Annotated in this window: 9 protein-coding genes and 1 pseudogene; 4 read left to right on the plus strand and 6 right to left on the minus strand. The window is 49.1% G+C overall.

Annotated features, from left to right (window positions below; translation table 11 throughout):
- Positions 1-61 precede the first annotated feature (61 nt).
- The 3 genes from NDI44_RS06320 to NDI44_RS06330 all read right to left on the minus strand — a co-directional run bounded on the left by NDI44_RS06320 (position 62) and on the right by NDI44_RS06330 (position 3472).
- Positions 62-2176 carry a TIGR00300 family protein gene (locus NDI44_RS06320; protein ID WP_190412843.1) on the minus strand — a complete coding sequence of 705 codons (2115 nt, stop codon included), beginning with the start codon at positions 2174-2176 and terminating at the stop codon, positions 62-64.
- A gap of 218 nt (positions 2177-2394) precedes the next feature.
- Complete coding sequence (locus NDI44_RS06325; protein WP_190412844.1) at positions 2395-3078, minus strand: GDSL-type esterase/lipase family protein; 684 nt, start codon at positions 3076-3078, stop codon at positions 2395-2397.
- Positions 3079-3202: 124 nt separating this feature from the next.
- Entirely contained in the window at positions 3203-3472 is a 270-nt protein-coding gene (locus NDI44_RS06330) for a hypothetical protein (protein WP_190412845.1), read from the minus strand.
- A 157-nt stretch (positions 3473-3629) separates the two neighbouring features.
- Here NDI44_RS06330 and NDI44_RS06335 point away from each other — a divergent pair, with 157 nt between their 5' ends.
- Positions 3630-7583 carry a HEAT repeat domain-containing protein gene (locus NDI44_RS06335; protein WP_190412846.1) on the plus strand — a complete coding sequence of 1318 codons (3954 nt, stop codon included), beginning with the start codon at positions 3630-3632 and terminating at the stop codon, positions 7581-7583.
- Between the two features lie 52 nt (positions 7584-7635).
- Here the strand turns inward: NDI44_RS06335 and NDI44_RS06340 are convergent, their stop codons facing one another.
- The 3 genes from NDI44_RS06340 to NDI44_RS06350 all read right to left on the minus strand — a co-directional run bounded on the left by NDI44_RS06340 (position 7636) and on the right by NDI44_RS06350 (position 11803).
- Positions 7636-7911 carry a hypothetical protein gene (locus NDI44_RS06340; protein ID WP_190412847.1) on the minus strand — a complete coding sequence of 92 codons (276 nt, stop codon included), beginning with the start codon at positions 7909-7911 and terminating at the stop codon, positions 7636-7638.
- 320 nt (positions 7912-8231) lie between these two features.
- Positions 8232-11348, minus strand: a complete 3117-nt coding sequence (gene ppc / locus NDI44_RS06345; protein ID WP_190412848.1) for a phosphoenolpyruvate carboxylase — start codon at positions 11346-11348, stop codon at positions 8232-8234.
- A 206-nt stretch (positions 11349-11554) separates the two neighbouring features.
- Positions 11555-11803 (minus strand): hypothetical protein, encoded by a 249-nt coding sequence (locus NDI44_RS06350; protein WP_190412911.1) that lies wholly within the window; start codon positions 11801-11803, stop codon positions 11555-11557.
- 432 nt (positions 11804-12235) lie between these two features.
- Here NDI44_RS06350 and NDI44_RS06355 point away from each other — a divergent pair, with 432 nt between their 5' ends.
- The 3 genes and pseudogenes from NDI44_RS06355 to NDI44_RS06365 all read left to right on the plus strand — a co-directional run.
- Entirely contained in the window at positions 12236-15496 is a 3261-nt protein-coding gene (locus NDI44_RS06355; RefSeq protein ID WP_339380674.1) for a DUF1574 domain-containing protein, read from the plus strand.
- Between the two features lie 472 nt (positions 15497-15968).
- Complete coding sequence (locus NDI44_RS06360) at positions 15969-17546, plus strand: MBOAT family protein (protein WP_190412906.1); 1578 nt, start codon at positions 15969-15971, stop codon at positions 17544-17546.
- A gap of 232 nt (positions 17547-17778) precedes the next feature.
- Positions 17779-18162: pseudogene (locus tag NDI44_RS06365) on the plus strand (photosystem II q(b) protein); the annotation flags it as partial.

The following is an 18162-nucleotide window of genomic DNA, read 5'->3' on the forward strand; positions in this document are numbered from 1 at the left end:
GAGCTACTATTGGAAAAAAAATAGGGTGGGCAGTGCCCACCCTATCGTGTTTACACAATAATTAAGCTGTTTGAGCAATGTGATAAGGACTGGTTAATTTATCCAGCTGTTGCACTAACAGACTGAGGAATAAACCGACATCAGTGACGACGCCGACGGATTCGACAGAACCGCGATCGCTCAATTTGGTAACAACGGCTGGGTTAATATCTACGCAGACCATTTTCACCCCGGCTGGTGTCATATTTCCCACTCCAATTGAGTGCAGCATCGAAGAGAGCATCAAAATCATGTCTGCACCTTGCAGCAGTTGGGAATACTCTTCCTGAGCTTTAATTAAGTCCATCTGAGTATCTGGCAAGGGGCCATCATCGCGGATGGAACCGGCAAGGCAGAAGGGGACGCCATTGCGGACGCACTCATACATGACACCGCTGTTAATCGCACCGTTCTCAACAGCTTTGGCAATACTGCCATAACGGCGAATCGTGTTAATTACTTTCAGGTGATGGCGGTGTCCCCCCCGAACAGCGACGCCGCGTTTCATATCCACACCCAGCGAAGTTCCCAACATGGACTGCTCAATGTCGTGGACAGCGATCGCATTTCCTCCCAGCAACGCCTGCACATAACCTTGCCGAATCAGATGCGTCAGGTGTTCGCCGCCGCCAGTATGAATCACCACTGGCCCTGCTGTCACCACCACTTTACCGCCAGCATCGCGGATTTTGCGAAGTTCCCAGGCAACTTGTTCCACTACCAATTCCACGCGGCGTTCGCTGGAAACCCCGGCAGACATAAAGCTGAATTCTTGGGTGTTGCGCTGTTCGCGGGATTCCGTCTTCCGCACCGTGCGGATACCGACGACATCAACGACCACCTGTTCGCCGACTTCTAAATCCCGGAGCAGTTTACACCGTGCTACCCGTCCGTTGGGAGTTTGGGTAATGGCGATCGCGCCATCCATGCGCTGATCTTGCACCCGCACCCACTCCCCATTGATTCTGACTTCTGTGGGATAAATGGTGGACACATAGAAATCATCTGGCGCTACCCCAGCTTGGATGACATCTTCCAGCTTGGCATCGCGCTCATCTTGGGGCAAATTCACCGCACCCAAATCGATAAGCTGCGACAAAATCGCTTCCATCACATCGTGGGAAGGAGCCGACACTTTCACCTCCGCAGAGGAGGTACTTTGCCGTTGCTCTCCCAGACTGAAGTTGAGAACCTGGAAGCTGCCCCCATTTTCTACGACTAAATCTAAAGCACGGTTGATTAAGCCGGAGTCCAGCAAATGCCCTTCTAGGCGAATCGTGCGGCTTTCCACCGAGACATTGGCATGGACTTCTTCTCGGACGGGTTCCGTCACCCGCAGCGTCAGGCACTTAGCAGCGCCACCGGCTTTCAAAAATTCTGTCAGCGGTGTTTCGATAACTTGAAATCCAACATCGGCAAGGCGTTTTTTGAGTGCCTCACTCGCCTTATTCATCACCACAACGTGGTCAATATTCACAGCGTTGCAGGCGAAGTTCACTGCATCCGCTTCCTCAATGGCAATCCGCTTCTCCGGCGCAACTCGCATTTCAATCAAGCGGTTGGTGTAGGAATCAAATGCGGGGGGGTAATACAGCAAATAGCCGCCGCTCAAGGGACAGAAGCAGGTATCCAGATGATAGAACCGCTCATCCATCAGTCGCAGCGATAGCACTTCGATGTCGAGCCACTTTGCCAACAACGGGTGAGAATCGAGTTCTGAGCGGAAGCCGTATCCCGCCCACAACCAGCGCCCCTCTCGATCCAGCAGCGCATCGCCCGCGCCTTCAAACGGCAAGTCTTTAGGCAGTTCATGCACCTTATAGCCTTTTTCCTCAAACCATTGCTTGAAATAAGGCTCCTCACCCTGCCGCTCTTTGTGGAAGAAGCGGCTCAGGACGACGGTATCTCCCAGCACCAGCCCAGCATTGGCTGTAAACACCATATCAGGCACACCGCGTTGGGGTGCAACCAAATCGACAATGGCATGGTCTTTGAGGACGTAGTGAAGCTTTTGCCATTGCTCGACGGCGCGATCGCGCGAGGATTTGTGAATATTGCCCTCCATCCAGGGATTAATCACATAATCCACGTCGTAATGGTCGGGAGCGCACATGAGGAAGCGGATCGAGGAGGTCATAAAAGAATCTCTAGTGAAATAGACAAGGGCAAACTCTTATTGGATACAGACTTTCTACGATCCAATTCTGTAGGACTTGTTACGAAATCTTTACCTCTTATTCGTAACAGCGAAAGTCAGCTCTAGAGGCTAATGTCTATTTTATTCCTTTACAACCAAAGAGACTTGACAAAAAGCGATTTATGGGAAATTTTTAACAGTTTCAGTGCAAATCGCTCCTATGTTTGATTCGCACTCCGTCGATATTGCAACAAGGTTGGAGGCCAAGTAGCCTGGGCTAATAAGGGCTGTAAATTTTTAGCAACGCGGGAAGCTAAAAGCTGGTGTCCGGCGGCATTTGGATGAATGATATCTTCCTGGCGATTTTTTGGATTATCGACAATTCCAGTTAAAACCTGTGGAATTAAATATGCCTGTGTATCTTTAGCAACACGCTGATAAAGTTCATCATATTCATCTTCTATGTAGCCGAGATTGATTCCTAGCAGCACAACAATTGCTTTTTGTTGTTGAATCGAAGTTACGATTTGCCGCAAGTTTTGTTCTGTCTCTGTTTTGGGAATTTTTCGCAGAAAATCGTTTCCGCCTAATTCAACAATTACCAGCCAAGGTTCTGCCGCGATCGCATCTTTTTGTAAACGACTCAACCCCATTGCGGTTGTATCGCCGCTAACACCGCGATTCAGTATTGGCAAACCGAGTTGACGACTCAACACGCTGGGAAAAGCTTCTGTCTTTTCCACGCCATATCCAGAGGCAATGCTATCGCCTAAAACGATAACTTGCTTACCAACACCGGCTTTGAGATTTTTGACATCATCGAAATTGTTGCCGCAACTGGTAACAACCAGCAGGGAAGCAAACAGCAAACTAAAGAACCACACCCATCGGCGTTTTTTCATATACTTTTCCAATTCAACTCAACGATAGTGCAGATGGTTAGCGGTAGGGGCAAAGAAGAAAGCGCGATCGCCTATGCTACTTAACCCAATATTATTCATGCGAATGCTTCGCCCCGCGCTTCGTCTACTGACCACTTTTTTCGGCGCGGTAAGCATCGATAATCAAATAAACGCCTTGCGCCAACATCATAAGGATGACTAATGGCAAGGATGTTCCCGACATAACTGAAATAATGCCCCCGATATCAATCAATCCTGCTTGGACAAGGAATGATACAGCGCTGGCTTTCTTAAGATTAACTGAGTCTGAGGACAGGATAAGAACAAGTAAGAGTAAAGCTTGAAGTTCTGGGTTTTCAACTATAAGTAAATATTTGAACAGGTTGGTGGTCATTTGTGGAATTGCTGAACCTTACAATTCCACGAAAGCGAATCGCCTGGAGAAACCGCCGAACTCTTAGGGACAGAGATTAAGTGACCCTTTCTGACCCTCATCAAACCGTGACGCCGCCTAAGCTATTAATATCCGCAACTGCTCTTTTCCGTTGACTATGGCTGAAATCCGCAATCGCAACAGCGTTCAGGTAAACGAGGCTGGAAAGCAGAAACTCATGGACGCTAAAGCTGCTAAACGCAATTACAAAGGCAGGCGTTGGACTTATTTGGACATTGCTACAGCAGCATCGGTGAGTGAAAAGACGGTTAAGCGGTTTTTCTCAGGGAACGAAGATGTTGACTATGAGAGTGCGATCGCGATCGCATCCTCCCTAAATTTAGAACTAGCAGAGTTAATCGATCCGAAAAAACCGAATCCCCCAGATACAACGCCAGAAAACCCGATTGACTGGGGCGATATCTGCCACAAAATGCTGGAGGAACAGCTGAGGCGTTACCAATTCCGGCGACAGGCGACGGGTACGGGGTTGGGGCATGAGGTGGGTATCTATGTGCCGCTGGGATTGGTAAAACCGATAACTCAGCCTCGACGAGGTGAGGAGTTTTGCCCATCCGCAGATGAGGGGCGGTTGCAATATCAGCTGAGTGAGAAGGAAATTGAGAAGCGGTTTGAAGCGAAAGCGTTTCTCTCTCAGGTGATTGAGGCAGGAAAGGGCAAGACTATTGCGATTATTGGGGAACCGGGGGCGGGGAAAAGTACGTGGTTAGAGCAAATTGCCCGTTATCTTAAGGATTCAGAAAATGTTTCCCGGTTGCCGATTTGCATTCATCTGGGGAGTTTGGATGGGAAAACTTTGGAAGAGTATTTACTCCAGCTTTGGCTGAAGGAGGCGCTGTCTCTTCAAGGAATGGTGATATCAGCCCAGATGCAAACTGAGTTGATGCAGTTGTTTAATTCTCATCAGGTTTGGTTGCTGTTGGATGGGGTGGATGAAATACGGGCGGATACATCCACGGAGGCAAATTCGCCTCTACAAGGAATTGCAAATCAGCTGAGGGGTTGGGTGGCGCAGGCGCAAACCCTGTTAACCTGTCGGCTGAATGTTTGGCAAGCAAACGATCGGGTAGTGCCGAATTGTGATGTTTATCGCACCCTGGATTTTGACGATCCGCAGGTGGGGGAGTTTATTGGGGAGTGGTTTGCTAGGGCGGGGAAACCAGAGTTAGGGAAGCAGTTACGGGAGAAGTTAGGCGAGTCGGGGCGGGAACGGATTCGGGATTTGATTAGAAATCCTTTGCGGTTAACGCTGTTGTGTCAAACCTGGGCGGTGAAGCAAGGGGAGTTGCCGAAGACGAAGGCGACGCTTTACCAGCGATTTCGAGAAGATTTCTATGAGTGGAAAAAGAACGAGTTTCCCATCAGCTGGGAGCAACGGCAGGAATTGAATGCAGCATTGGGAAGGTTGGCGCTTGCGGCAATTGAGAATCAGTCACAGCTGAGGGAGTCGCTGGCATATCAGGTGATGGGGGAATCCCGGTTTGAGTTAGCGCGACAGATTGGTTGGCTGAATTTGGTGTACCGAGATGGGGAAACCGATGAACCTGTTTATGCGTTCTATCATCTGACGTTTCAGGAATATTTTGCAGCGCTGGCGATTGAGGATTGGCACTTTTTCTTGACTCACGACAATGAGAATCCTCAACCATTACCGGGGAATGTTTACCGGATTTTTGAGCCGCAGTGGAAAGAAGTGATTTTGCTGTGGCTGGGGCGAGAGGATGTGGAAAAGGAGCAGAAAGAGAAGTTTATTCAGGCATTGATAGAGTTCAGGGATGGGTGCGATGACTTTTATGGGTATCGAGCCTATTTTCTAGCCTCAGCTGGGGTTGCAGAGTTTCAGGATTGTCCTTGGGCAGATGAAATAGTAACGCTAATCATTAAATGGGGCTTTGGTTATTTCAACATTGACAAACAAGAATGGTGGACATATCTCGAACCGCTTGTTAAGGCAGCGAGAGCATCTTTGTTACACACTAACTGTAGCCTTGTCATTAATAAACTCATCAACTTATTAGAAGCCACAGAAAATGAGGCTACCCGTACGAGGGTTGCCGAGAGTTTGGGGAAAATTGACCCAGGAAACGAAGTGGCAATTGCTGGGTTAGCCCAGATTTTGGAAACCACAGAAGATGAGGCTACCCGTACGGGGGTTGCCGAGAGTTTGGGGGAAATTGACCCAGGAAACGAAGTGGCAATTGCTGGGTTACTCCGGATTCTGGTAACTACAGAAAATGAGGATACCTGTAGGATGGCTGCTTATAGTTTGGGGAAAATTGGCACGGGAAACGAAGTGGCAATTGCTGGGTTACTCCGAATTCTGGAAACTACAGAAAATGATTATACCCGTACGAACGTTGTCTATAGTTTGGGGAAAATTGGCACGGGAAACGAAGTGGCAATTGCTGGGTTACTCCGAATTCTGGAAACTACAGAAAATGATTATACCCGTACGAGTGTTGCCTATATTTTGGGGGAAATTGGCACGGGAAACGAAGTGGCAATTGCTGGGTTACTTCGGATTTTGAAAACTACAGAAAATGATTATACCCGTACGAGTGTTGCCTATATTTTGGGGAAATTTGGCACGGGAAATGAAGTGGCAATTGCTGGGTTACTCCGGATTCTGGTAACTACAGAAAATGAGGATACCCGTTGGAGCATTGTCTGTAGTTTGGGGAAATTTGGCACGGGAAATGAAGTGGCAATTGCTGGGTTACTCCGGATTCTGGAAACTACAGAAAATAAGGATACCCGTACGAGCGTTGCCTATATTTTGGGGGAAATTGGCACGGGAAATGAAGTGGAAATTGCTGGGTTACTCCGGATTCTGGTAACTACAGAAGATAAGGCTACCCGTACGAGGGCTGCCGAGAGTTTGGGGAAAATTGACCCAGGAAACGAAGTGGCAATTGCTGTGTTGCGCTGGATTCTGGAAACCACAGAAGATGATTATAACCGTACGAGCATTGCCAAGAGTTTGGGGAAAATTGACCCAGGAAACGAAGTGGCAATTGCTGGGTTACTCCGGATTCTGGAAACTACAGAAGATGAGGCTACCCGTACGAGGGTTGCCGAGAGTTTGGGGGAAATTGACCCAGGAAACGAAGTGGCAATTGCTGGGTTACTCCGGATTCTGGAAACCACAGAAGATGAGGCTACCCGTACGAGGGTTGCCGAGAGTTTGGGGAAAATTGACCCAGGAAACGAAGTGGCAATTGCTGGGTTAGTCCGGATTCTGGAAACCACAGAAGATGAGGCTACCCGTACGAGGGCTGCCGAGAGTTTGGGGAAAATTGGCACGGGAAACGAAGTGGCAATTGCTGAGTTATCCCGGATTCTGGAAACTACAGAAAATGAGCCTACCTATAGGATGGCTGCTTATAGTTTGGGGAAAATTCTGCAAATCAATCAGATGCCCTCATCTGTTTCAGCTTTGCAGCGCTGCCTAACCGATGAAGTCTATGAAACCAATTTTGATCGCTTTGATAAATGCTACAAAATTCTCTGGCAATGTGCTCAAGAGTTACCATATTCCAAATTTTATCAAGCTTGGCATCAGCAAACGCAAGTAGAACAGACAACGACTTCCAAAAACCCAACTATCAACTCAGCTGACTTACCCGAAATTCTTCACGCCGCCATTAACAACGCTCCTCAGTTGAGGGATAAAGTACAACCCATTTGCATCGACGGCAGCAAGTTCATCGATCGCGAAAACCCCACCCTCGACATTTACGATCGGCTGATCGGGCAAGATTTCCCAGAACGTCAAAACGGCGAACCCACAACCCTGCAACAGCTAAAATTTTATTGGCATCAGTTGAGGCGTAAAAGCGATCGTCAGCTAGTTTTAGTTTTCTACGAAAGCACAGATAAAGAATCATATCTGGGGTTTAGCGAGGCATTTATTAATGCTTTAAGCAAATTTGACGGCGCAATTTGTGTAGTGTGCGCTAAACTTTGTAATCTCCAAACCTTCTCTCCCAGTCAGCCGAACTTGATTGCAGATATTGTGGATTGGATTCGAGAGAAGATAGTAGAAGATTAGAGGGCGATTCGCTTCTCCTCAACCCGCTATTAAACTTCCTCTTTAGATCAATTCACTCAGGCTGCTTGTGGTGAGTTGCCAAACCCGCGATAAAAGCTCCCATAACCATTCCCGCCCACAAACCGCTGCTGCTACCTTGCATATAAGCTCCCGGCATCATCCAAGCTTGACACGCCGTCTTGAATACTGCGAATTCCAAGGTATTTTTTGTCATACTTTCGCAGCGTTGGTTATCAGCCAGTAACTTAATTTGTACCCCCATGTAAGCACCGAAACAACCCGATGCTAACGCCATAAAAGTACAAATTAACATACGTTTTTTATTCATGGCTAACAGCTAATGGCTAATTATTTGTAATGGTTAATGATATCAAATCCCGTTTATTCCCCACAATTTTCCGGAACCCCACCCCGCCAGAGCCTGCGTCTCCGGCTCCCCTCCCCGCTTGCGAGGAGGGGCTGGGGGTGGGGTTCTCCTATGGGTAATGAAACAGATTTGACCTGACTGATTAGCCACAATTTTCCGGAACCCCACCCCGCCAAAGCCTGCGTCTCCGGCTCCCCTCCCCGCTTGCGGGGAGGGGCTGGGGGTGGGGTTCTTTTATGGACAATTCAACAGATTTGACCTGACTGATTAGCCATTCCCCATCAACCCGTATTCCGCATCCCGGCGGCAATCCCGTTAATCGTTAACAGCGCCCCGCGTAGCAATTCGCCTTTACTGTAACGAGAATGGACGACACCAGAGGCTGCTTGCTTGCCATGTTGACGCAGGCGTTTTAACAGAGAGACTTGCAAAAAGCCCAGAGGGACAATCGTGCCGTTGCGTAACTGCACAGACCTTTGCAGGACTGGATCGCCATCCAACAGCCGTTTGTGACCCGCAATCGTCAGAACTAAATCGCAAGTGAGGTGAAACTCGCTCTTGATTTGCTCAAATAAGGCTTCAAAGCGATCGCGATCTTCCGGGTGGGACAACTCCCGCACGTAGTGGTGAGCAATCTGCAAATCGACTTTCGACAAGGTCATTTCTGCTTTAGAAATCGCCATCTTGAAGAAAGGCCACTTGAAATAGAAATAACGCAGCAGCTTCAGATTTTCTTCGGGTTCTTCGTTCAAAAACTCCTGCAATGCTGTCCCGACGCCGTACCAACTCGGCAGCAGGAAGCGCGTTTGCGTCCAGCTAAAGACCCAAGGAATTGCCCGCAGACTTGCTAAATCCTTTTTACCGCCGCGACGAGCAGGACGAGAGCTGATTTGCAATTGGCTGATTTCTTCGATGGGCGTCACCTGGTGGAAGAAATCGACTAAATCGGGTTGCTCGTAAATCAAGGCGCGATAGTGGGCACGCGATCGCGTTGCCAACTCTTCCATGATTTCGTTCCACGGCTCAATATCATCAAACCCGGTTCGCAGCAAGCTTGCCTGAATCACAGCGGTTGTCACCGCTTCCAGGTTGTACAGAGCTAATTCTGGCAACGAGTATTTAGAAGCCAGCACTTCCCCCTGTTCGGTAATTTTGATCCGCCCATTGATACTATGACCGGGTTGAGCCAAGATCGCTTCGTAGGCGGGACCGCCGCCGCGACCGACCGAACCGCCGCGCCCGTGGAAAATCCGTAAAGCGATGCCGTACTGTTCGGCGATTTTTTGTAGCACTTTCTGAGCTTTATGGATTTCCCAGTTACTGCTCAAGAAGCCGGAATCCTTGTTGCTGTCTGAGTAGCCCAGCATCACCTCTTGCAGGTTATAGGTTGGAGATTCCAAGTTGGCAGGTTGGTTTGAATCCTCAACCTTTAACGCTTGCGAATCTTTAACGTTTTCGTAGCCTCCTGCAAGACAAGCGCGATACAAAGGCAGTTCAAACAAATCTTGCATGACTGCGGGTGCCCGCTTCAGGTCTTCCACCGTTTCAAACAGCGGCACCACCATGATGCTGCTCTTTCCTGTGGAGGGGTCATACAGACCCGCTTCTTTTGCCAGCAGCAGCACTTCCAGAACGTCGCTGGCTTCCCGGTTCATGCTGATGATGTAAGTTTGGCAAATTTGAGAACCAAACTCTAGCTGGAGCTGCCGCAGCATTCGGAAGGTTTCAACGGTTTCGCAAATTTTTTCAGAAAATGGCAATTCTGCTGGGATTAGCGGGCGCTTGGTTTGCAGTTCCGTTGCCAGCCACAGCGCGCGCTCGGCTTCCGATAGATCGTTGTATGCTTTGGGCAGAATTTGCAGGTATTGAGTTATTTCGTTGAAGGTGTCGGAATGGCGAGTGCTTTCCTGGCGAATATCTAAGTGCGCCAAGTTGAAGCCATAGATTTCTACCTGACAAATTAAATTTTCCAGATCCCGGCACGATAAACCCGTCTCAATCAGGTTCCGGTGAATCAGCCGAAGTTCTGCTAGAAATTCTTCTCCAGAGCGGTAAACGACGTGAGACTGGCTATCTGAGATTTGCCGATGCAAGTTTTCTCCATCCGAAAGTCGCCGGTTGCGATCGCTGGTATTTTGCAGACGCTGCTGAATGTATGCCAGCTTCAGGCGGTAAGGCTCTTGTCGGTATCGAATTGCCAGATGCTCGTATACTTCTGGCATTTGCGACCGATCCTGCTCTAAGGAGTCCAGCAAATCTGGCAAGACATCGCTCCAGTGCAACGACAAGCTGAGCTGATTCGTCAGTTGCCGCAACGATTGGATATACTTCTCCAGCACTAAACCGCGCTGATAGCAAGCGGTTTGCCAAGTGACTTTCGGGGTGACTGAGGGGTTTCCATCCCGGTCTGCCCCTACCCAAGAACCAAACTGGCAGAAGTTGTTTACAGGGGGAGTTAGTCCCGGAAAAGAAGCTTTTAAGGCGCGTTTTAGGCGTTGATGAAGCTGAGGAATCGTATCAAACAACACTTCCTGGAAGTAGTGGAGGGTGTAATCCACTTCATCCAACACCGTTGGTTTAAATTGATGCAGTTCGTCGGTGCGCCACCAGAGGCGAATTTCTTCGGTTAATTGTTCGATGCAAGCCTCGGCTTCCCAAGAAGTCGTCAAACCTAAGGCTCTAAATTCTTCTTCTGCCTGGTCTAGCTGTTGCAGAATCTTAGCAATCCGCTGCTGTTTGCCGCGAATCGTATGGCGAACAATTTCCGTCGGGTGAGCGGTAAAAACTAGCCGTACGTCCAGATTGTCAATCAAGCGCTGGATTTGCTGCGGAGGCACATTCATCTGGCGCAAATGGGGAAACAACCCGTGGAATGTCCCGGCATTTCGTTTGGCTGTGCCATCGTGGTGCCAGCTCTTTTCAAGCAAATCCGCGCCCGGTCCACCGTTTTGGTTTTCTTCCTCCATGTCCTCTGGCGACAACACAATGGCGGAGTCCCCATCTCCTTGCAGGCTAGGAAGTTTACGCGGTGCTGCCTCACCAGCAGGAGCGTTGTAGGTAGCACGTCGGGAAAGCTGCTGATCCCGCTGTTCGTAGTGCTGCTCGACGATGTTAATGAGCTGGAAGTAGAGAGCAAAGGCGCGTGAGGCTCGAATCGCTGCATTGAGATCAAGCTTTTCGATCAGCTGAGGCACTGATTCAGGCAATTCTGTTGCCTGTCCTTCTGGCGAACACCTCGATCGAAGTTGATTAAGCAGATCGACCAGTTCCTGACCGCATTCCTGCTGGAGAACAGACTCCCATAAGTCCTCCACCACTTTGAGGCGATGACGTAAAAATAAAGCAGAAGTAGATGTTACCGTCAATGGCTGATCCGTCGATTGCAGTAGGGAACTCATAGAGTCTATTCTCTCTAAAGAAGAATAATCACCTAATTTTAGGGTTTCTAGTCCCAGCAAGTGGTTTACAGCGAACACCAACTGGGTTTTTCCAGAAAAAGGGAGGGGTTGCGAACTGACTCTTTCAGCGCTAGGCTAACGCCTCGCTTCAAAGACACGCGATCGCGTCCTAGTTTGTCGGCGAGCTTATTTTTATCTACTTTCCGCTACTCTTCCTCATTTTCCCCTTCCTGTGATGTGTTTCCTGGGGTGGGTACGTGGAGAACCGGCAAGCGATCGCCCCGAAATACTTCCTCACTATTTTGTCCAATGGCGCATAGCAATTCGCTGACTGCTTTGATGCCTAAAACTCCGAGTAGCATCGGCACCGTGGCTAAACTCAACCAAATTTCGGGAGTTGCAGACGTTGCATTCTCGGCGGTTGACGGTTGCTTTTTGTTAGGAAGAGTTTGCATGGGAGAAGGTCTAGATGAAAACTAATTTTTTTTTAGACAAACAAATAAAAGAGGTCAGAATTTAAACAGCACAAGGGGCACTTATCCTTCTAGTTTATGCATCTGAATAATACAGCGATAGCCTCCTAGGGCATAGTAGGACGGGAACACGCTCCTCAGCGCTACTGTCCTAAGCGCGGGGCGTTCGGCAAATAGCTATGGCACAAGGGCAATAATTCGGTAGCACCAATGGCAGTCTTGTGTAAGACTACTGAGAATCTAGAAGCAATTGTACAAAGCTTGGGGACGTTCGGAGCGGTTAACGCTTGCTGAAGTATTAAGTATGAAGTATTAAGTATGAAGTATGAAGTGTGAAGTATATCCTGAAATTTTGGTGTTCAACCAATTTTTCATCCTTTGTGACAACCTTTAAGCGCGACTTCCAATCGCAGGGTGCGCCCTCCGGGCTACAGCGTTCATGCTTCATCGTCTTTTCATCTGTTGCAAGTCCAGGGTACTTTCTTTGTGATGTTGGATGCCGATCCGATCGCCTATTTAGAGGGTCAATCCTCCCTCGCCCAGTGGGTTTCCCGCGCTATCGGTCTTCCGGAAGTGCGCCTACGATTTCGCTTACGAGGGAATAACCTGCATATTCTTTGTGAAGGCTCCGAATGTCCGCCTGCTGGACCCGTTGTGAGCCGATTTGTCGAGGCACTGAAGGGGAAGGAAGGAGGAGCTGGGTTCCCCCCGCAAGACGCTCCCATTGACCAGGTGATTCTCTATGGTCGGAAACTGGGCATCCAGCGCCCAGACTGGATCAAGCAAATTCACCTAGAGCGGCTGGAACTGCATCAGGCGTCAGATGCCGCAGGCGTAGCTGCTGCGACGCCAACGGATGGGCAGGAAATGACTGCCGAGCGAGGAGTAACTAGCGATGCTGACGGGCTGAGAGTCTCCAACCGCAGCCTCGCTCGCTCCGGTCAACCAGAAGCGATCGCGCGTTATCTGAGCGAAACGCTCAGCCCAATGGGAGTCGGAGTCAAGGTCGTGATTCAGACGCTTGGGAGGGAGCCAGGAAGCCGGGGAGCTGGACAAAATCAAGAATTGTCCCCGGCTTCACCAGCGGTTGCCCGTCGTCTGTGGGTACTTTGCGATTCTAACTACAGCACCGATGAGTCGCTGATGGCGGAGCCGGTGGCGGCTCAGTTGCGAAATTTGAAGCTGGAAGGGTTTCGGGATGCTGTGATTTGCAGCCAGGTCCGAGGAGAAGCGGCTCCCGATTGGCGGTTGCAAGTGGATCTGACCCCTCCAGAAGAAATGCTCAAGGATTGGGCGCGTTGGGGAGATATCCAAGCGATCGCCCGCTTGCTCAATCAAGTGTTAAACGCGCAGGAGATGCAAATCTCCGCAGTTTTGAAAGATTCAACGCTGCATTTATTTTGTAGCCAGAAGCTCTTCAAGCAGCTAAAAGCAGCGGGCGACACCGCATCTGCCACGAGCGATGCGGCTGAGATTGCGATCGCTGCACCCGATCGAAAAACCGCAACGAGTGCGATCGCTCCCGTTTTAGAGTCTCTGACAACGCAAGGCATTCACGCTGCCACCATTTACGGCGTTGAGACTCACGGTGTAACACCAGTCCCGGAACAAGAAACGCCAATCTGGATTGAATGGCTGAATTTACCTGCGTCCAGAGATCCCGCTTTAGCAGAATCTACTTTGGAATTGGCGCAACGGGGCGATCTGAATGCAATTCAGTTTTTATTACAACGCTTACTCAATCCCGACATAGACGAGCGATTAACAACGGGTGGCATTCGTTTATCTCTGCGCCGCAAACAAGATTTGTTGCACATCATGAGCGAGGCACTCTCTAGTCCGCAGCAATCTGCTGTCGGGCCACCAGTTGCCAAGTTCCTGCGTGGATTGGCGATTCCCGGTATTAAAGGGGTGCGAATTTATGGGCGTCGCGCCGGTCATTCCACTCCCTTGTGGCAGATGGGCGTTGATTTCACCCCTCGCAAACGACTGGTCCCGGAAGCAACCCCAGAATTTGCTGCCAGCGATGTTTATCTAGGAGATCTCCTCTCTGGCAGTAACGAACCCGTTCTGCGTTCTGATGTCACTAAGGAAGACTTCAAAGTAGCCGCTAGCGCTGTCTCTTTCAAAGTGACTCGAACCATCCAGCAATGGCTATGCGCTTCCCAATTGTTTATTCCCACGGTAGAGATTAAAGACCTGGCACCCGTTGCTTCAGGCAAACTTAGCACTTCCACCTACACTTATTACCAAGGTTTCGTCGTAGCTTTGGTCTGGGGGATACTGGGAGTCTTGCTCACGCTGCAAACGGATTGGTTTCTGTCTGCGATCTTGAAGTCAAAACCGCCAATTAATCAAGCGTCAGCGGTCAGCGGCAAATCAACCCTTGACCCGCGAGAACCGATCGAGGATACGTCAGTTTCCTTGCCCCAGATGTCTCTGCAAAAATCTCGTGGCTCACAGGCTCCTGTATTCAACTCTGAAGGATTCACTCGCCAAGGAGATATCACAGTAAGGAACGAGGGTGAAAAGTCCCAGCGGAATGCCGCATCAGCAGCAATTTTGGCAGCCGCGCGAAGTTCTAATCCCTCTTTTAATAACCGATTGTTAGACGAAAAAGTGGCTCTCTACCAACAGATGCTGTTACAAAGACGGGGAGTTCCCCCGGATGTTTGGATAGTCGGCAGTTCTAGGGCAATGCGGGGGGTCGATCCTCAAGCGCTGGAAGAAGCACTGGCAGCGCAGGGATATCCGGGTGTTCAGGTGTTTAACTTTGGCATCAACGGTGCGACGGCTCAAGTAGTAGATTTGATGGTTCGCCAAGTTTTGACGCCAGAGCAACTGCCAAAACTGATTATTTGGGCGGATGGTGCCAGAGCGTTTAATAGCGGGCGGATAGATGCCACCTATAATGCGATCGCTAACTCGCAAGGCTACCAACATCTGCTTGCCGGTACTTTCCCCAAGCAGAATTCAACCCCAGGAAGTCCCAGCCGAACGACGGCGGCACCACCGGCAAAAACTCCGGCGACGGCGGATAAAGGAGCCAGCGGTTCCTTAACGCAAAGCTATCAAATGGTTAATAATTGGCTCAATGAGACGCTAGGAACATTCTCAGCGACTTATCCCCAGCGCGACCAAATGAAAACGCGGTTGCGGGATCTGTATGTTGTTTGGGCAAAACCAGCAAAAACAACTCCTGAGGGAGCTACCGATACTCCCCAAGCATTGACAGCCAGCCAATTTGCCATCGATTTTGATGGCTTCCTTCCCCTCACCGTTCGTTACAATCCTGCCACCTACTACAAGCAATATGCCAGAGTCAGCGGCGACTATGACAGCGATTACTACGCTTTCAAGATGGAAGGCAAGCAAACCCAAGCACTAGAATCGCTGCTGCAATTTACCCAAGCGCGTCAAATTCCGATTGTTTTTATAAACCTGCCTTTGACCCAGGATTACTTAGATCCAGTACGCATAGAATATGAGCAAGAATTTCAGCAGTATATGCGATCGCAAGCAATCCAAAAAGGGCTGATTTTCCGAGACTTAAATCAGCTTTATCCTACTCAACACGATTATTTTTCCGACCCCAGCCACCTCAACCGCTACGGTGCTTATGAAGTTTCTAACCAGCTAGCCGAAGATCCCATGATTCCCTGGCCTGCTAAATAGGACTGAGTTAAGAGGACTGAGGACTGAGTGAACCAGGAGTGGAATGAGTGCCCAATACCCAAGCTGAATTTATCCCGTTCTTTTACTTAGTTCAATTCTTCTTGTTTACCCTTAGTTTCCTGCTAAATAGGATTGAATCATGTTAGCGCGGCACGAAGTGCGGACTGAGGGCTGAGTGAGTCAGGAGTGGAATGATTACCGAATACCTAAGATGAATCTCTCTCATTCTTTTACTCAGTTCAATCCTTGTTGTTTACCCTTATTTTCCTGCTAAATAGGACTGAGTCATATTAACGAAGCGGCACGAAGTGCGGACTGAGGACTGAGTCAATCAGGAGTAAAATGAGTGCCCAATATCCAAGATAAACTTCTCTCATTCTTTTACTCAGTTCAATTCTTCTTATTTACCCTCAGTCCTCAGCCTTCAGCCCTCAGTCCTCAGCCCTCAGTCCTTACTCCTCAGTCTTCAAAAATGACTTTTATCTCTCTTATCTACGGAGTTTTTCTGCTCAGCGTTTTGGGAATTTACTGGTCGTTCCAAAAACAGTCTTTGCAGATGTGGACGTTGCTTGTTGTCAGTCTGGTTTTCTATACCTCACTGCAAGCGCCAACTTTGGTGAATGAGCATTGGCTGCAAATTTTAGCTTCGCCGCAAGTCGCCTATATTCCTTTGCTGATTGCTATTACTTTGATGAACTTCAGCTTAGGTAAGGCAATTGGAGAAAATACAGCATTAGGGATGTACGCGACCGATCCCCATGAAGATTGGCAATTCGATCAAGCGTTTTGGAATCGCCAGCGACTAAAGTTTTTATGGTTGGGGATTGTTCTGAATGTCTTATTGTTGGTGAGCTTTAAGTATGTACCTTTCTTCTTAAATTCGGTGGCGGGCTTCTACGAACAATTCACCGGAACATCGCTACCCGTTGCCGAAAATAGCGCCAGTTGGGTCAGCACTCACTTAATTGCGCCTTTAGGTTTGAGCTTCTTTTCTTTTGAGTGCATTGCTTATTTAATTGATGTATATCGTGGTGCCCCAGCGACGGAGCGATTTCTCGATTTTGCAGCTTATAAGTTATTTTTTCCCAAGCTAATTGCAGGGCCAATTACTCGTTACCATCAATTCTCAACTCAGCTCAAAACGCTGCAATTTCCAACACTTAATCAGATTACAGAAGGACTGTGGCTGATTGCCTGCGGTGCAGTTAAAAAAGCGCTTTTGGCAGATCGGCTGGGAATTTTTGTTGATTTGTGTTTTGGTAACTTAGAGCGAGCGAGCAGCGGCGATTTGTGGTTAGCGATCGCTGCCTACGGACTGCAACTCTATCTGGATTTTAGTGGGTACGTAGATATCGCCCGTGGTAGTGCCATCCTCTTAGGCTTCAATCTCCCGGAGAATTTTAATTTTCCTTACTTCAGTACCAGCATTGCTGATTTTTGGCGGCGCTGGCATATTACGCTAGGCGATTGGTTGCGAAACTACCTCTATTTTCCCTTGGGGGGTTCGCGCCAAGGGCTGCGCCGTACCTGCCTAAATTTGCTAATTATCATGTTAATTGCTGGGATTTGGCATGGAGCAGCTTGGGGCTATGTCGTCTGGGGTGCCTATCACGGTCTTGCTTTAGTGGCTCACCGCCTCACAGAAGCCCACTCCCGCCAGTCTGAAAAAGCTAGAAATTGGTGGAAAAGCCTTCCGGGTGTACTGCTTGCGTGGTTGCTAACCCAGTTTATGGTGTTCACATCCTGGATTTTCTTCCGCCTACCGAATCTGAAACAATCCAGTTGGGTGATTCAGCACCTCTGGGGTCAGTCTGCTGATGCCCAGTTTGCCGAAAAAGTCTACGGGGAGGCGCTGGGTGTGAATGCATCTCAGTTAGGTCTACTGCTTTGGCTGCTAGCCGCGTCGATGCTCCTCGTCTATGCCGTCCATCGGGGTCTCAAGTTACAGCTTAATTGGCCTCTGAAGCTGCTGCTGGTGCCATTGTGTTTCTACATTGTCTGGATATTTGCGCCCCAAGGCGGTCTTCCCTACATTTACTTTGATTTTTAGGGCATTACATTAAGCGATCGCCCACTACTCCTGGCTGACACGTCTCGCTTGCGATCGCTAACCCTACCGCATTCTCAGCCACTCATAAGTAAATGAAATGACAGTGATTCGGATTTATGAACAAAAAAAGACTGGACAAATACGAATAAATGTAAATATTATTAAATACAAGGCGAGACAAACTTCGCCTCATTCATACCGAACCTAGAAAATTCAAAGCACTCATAAAAACATGACCACAACCTTACAAAGACGCGAAAGCGCCAACGTATGGCAACGGTTTTGCGATTGGGTTACATCAACCGACAACCGCCTGTATGTAGGCTGGTTCGGCGTCCTGATGATCCCAACCCTACTGTCTGCCACCATCTGCTTCATCATCGCCTTCATCGCCGCTCCTCCTGTGGACATCGATGGCATCCGCGAACCCGTAGCTGGTTCCTTGATGTACGGCAACAACATCATCTCCGGAGCCGTGGTTCCTTCCAGCAACGCCATCGGCCTGCACTTCTACCCAATTTGGGAAGCCGCCTCCTTAGACGAGTGGCTGTACAACGGTGGTCCTTACCAGTTGGTAATTTTCCACTTCCTGATCGGTGTATTTTGCTACATGGGT

The sequence above is a fragment of the Trichocoleus sp. DQ-A3 genome, from assembly GCF_039961975.1.
Lineage (GTDB): Bacteria > Cyanobacteriota > Cyanobacteriia > Cyanobacteriales > FACHB-T130 > FACHB-T130.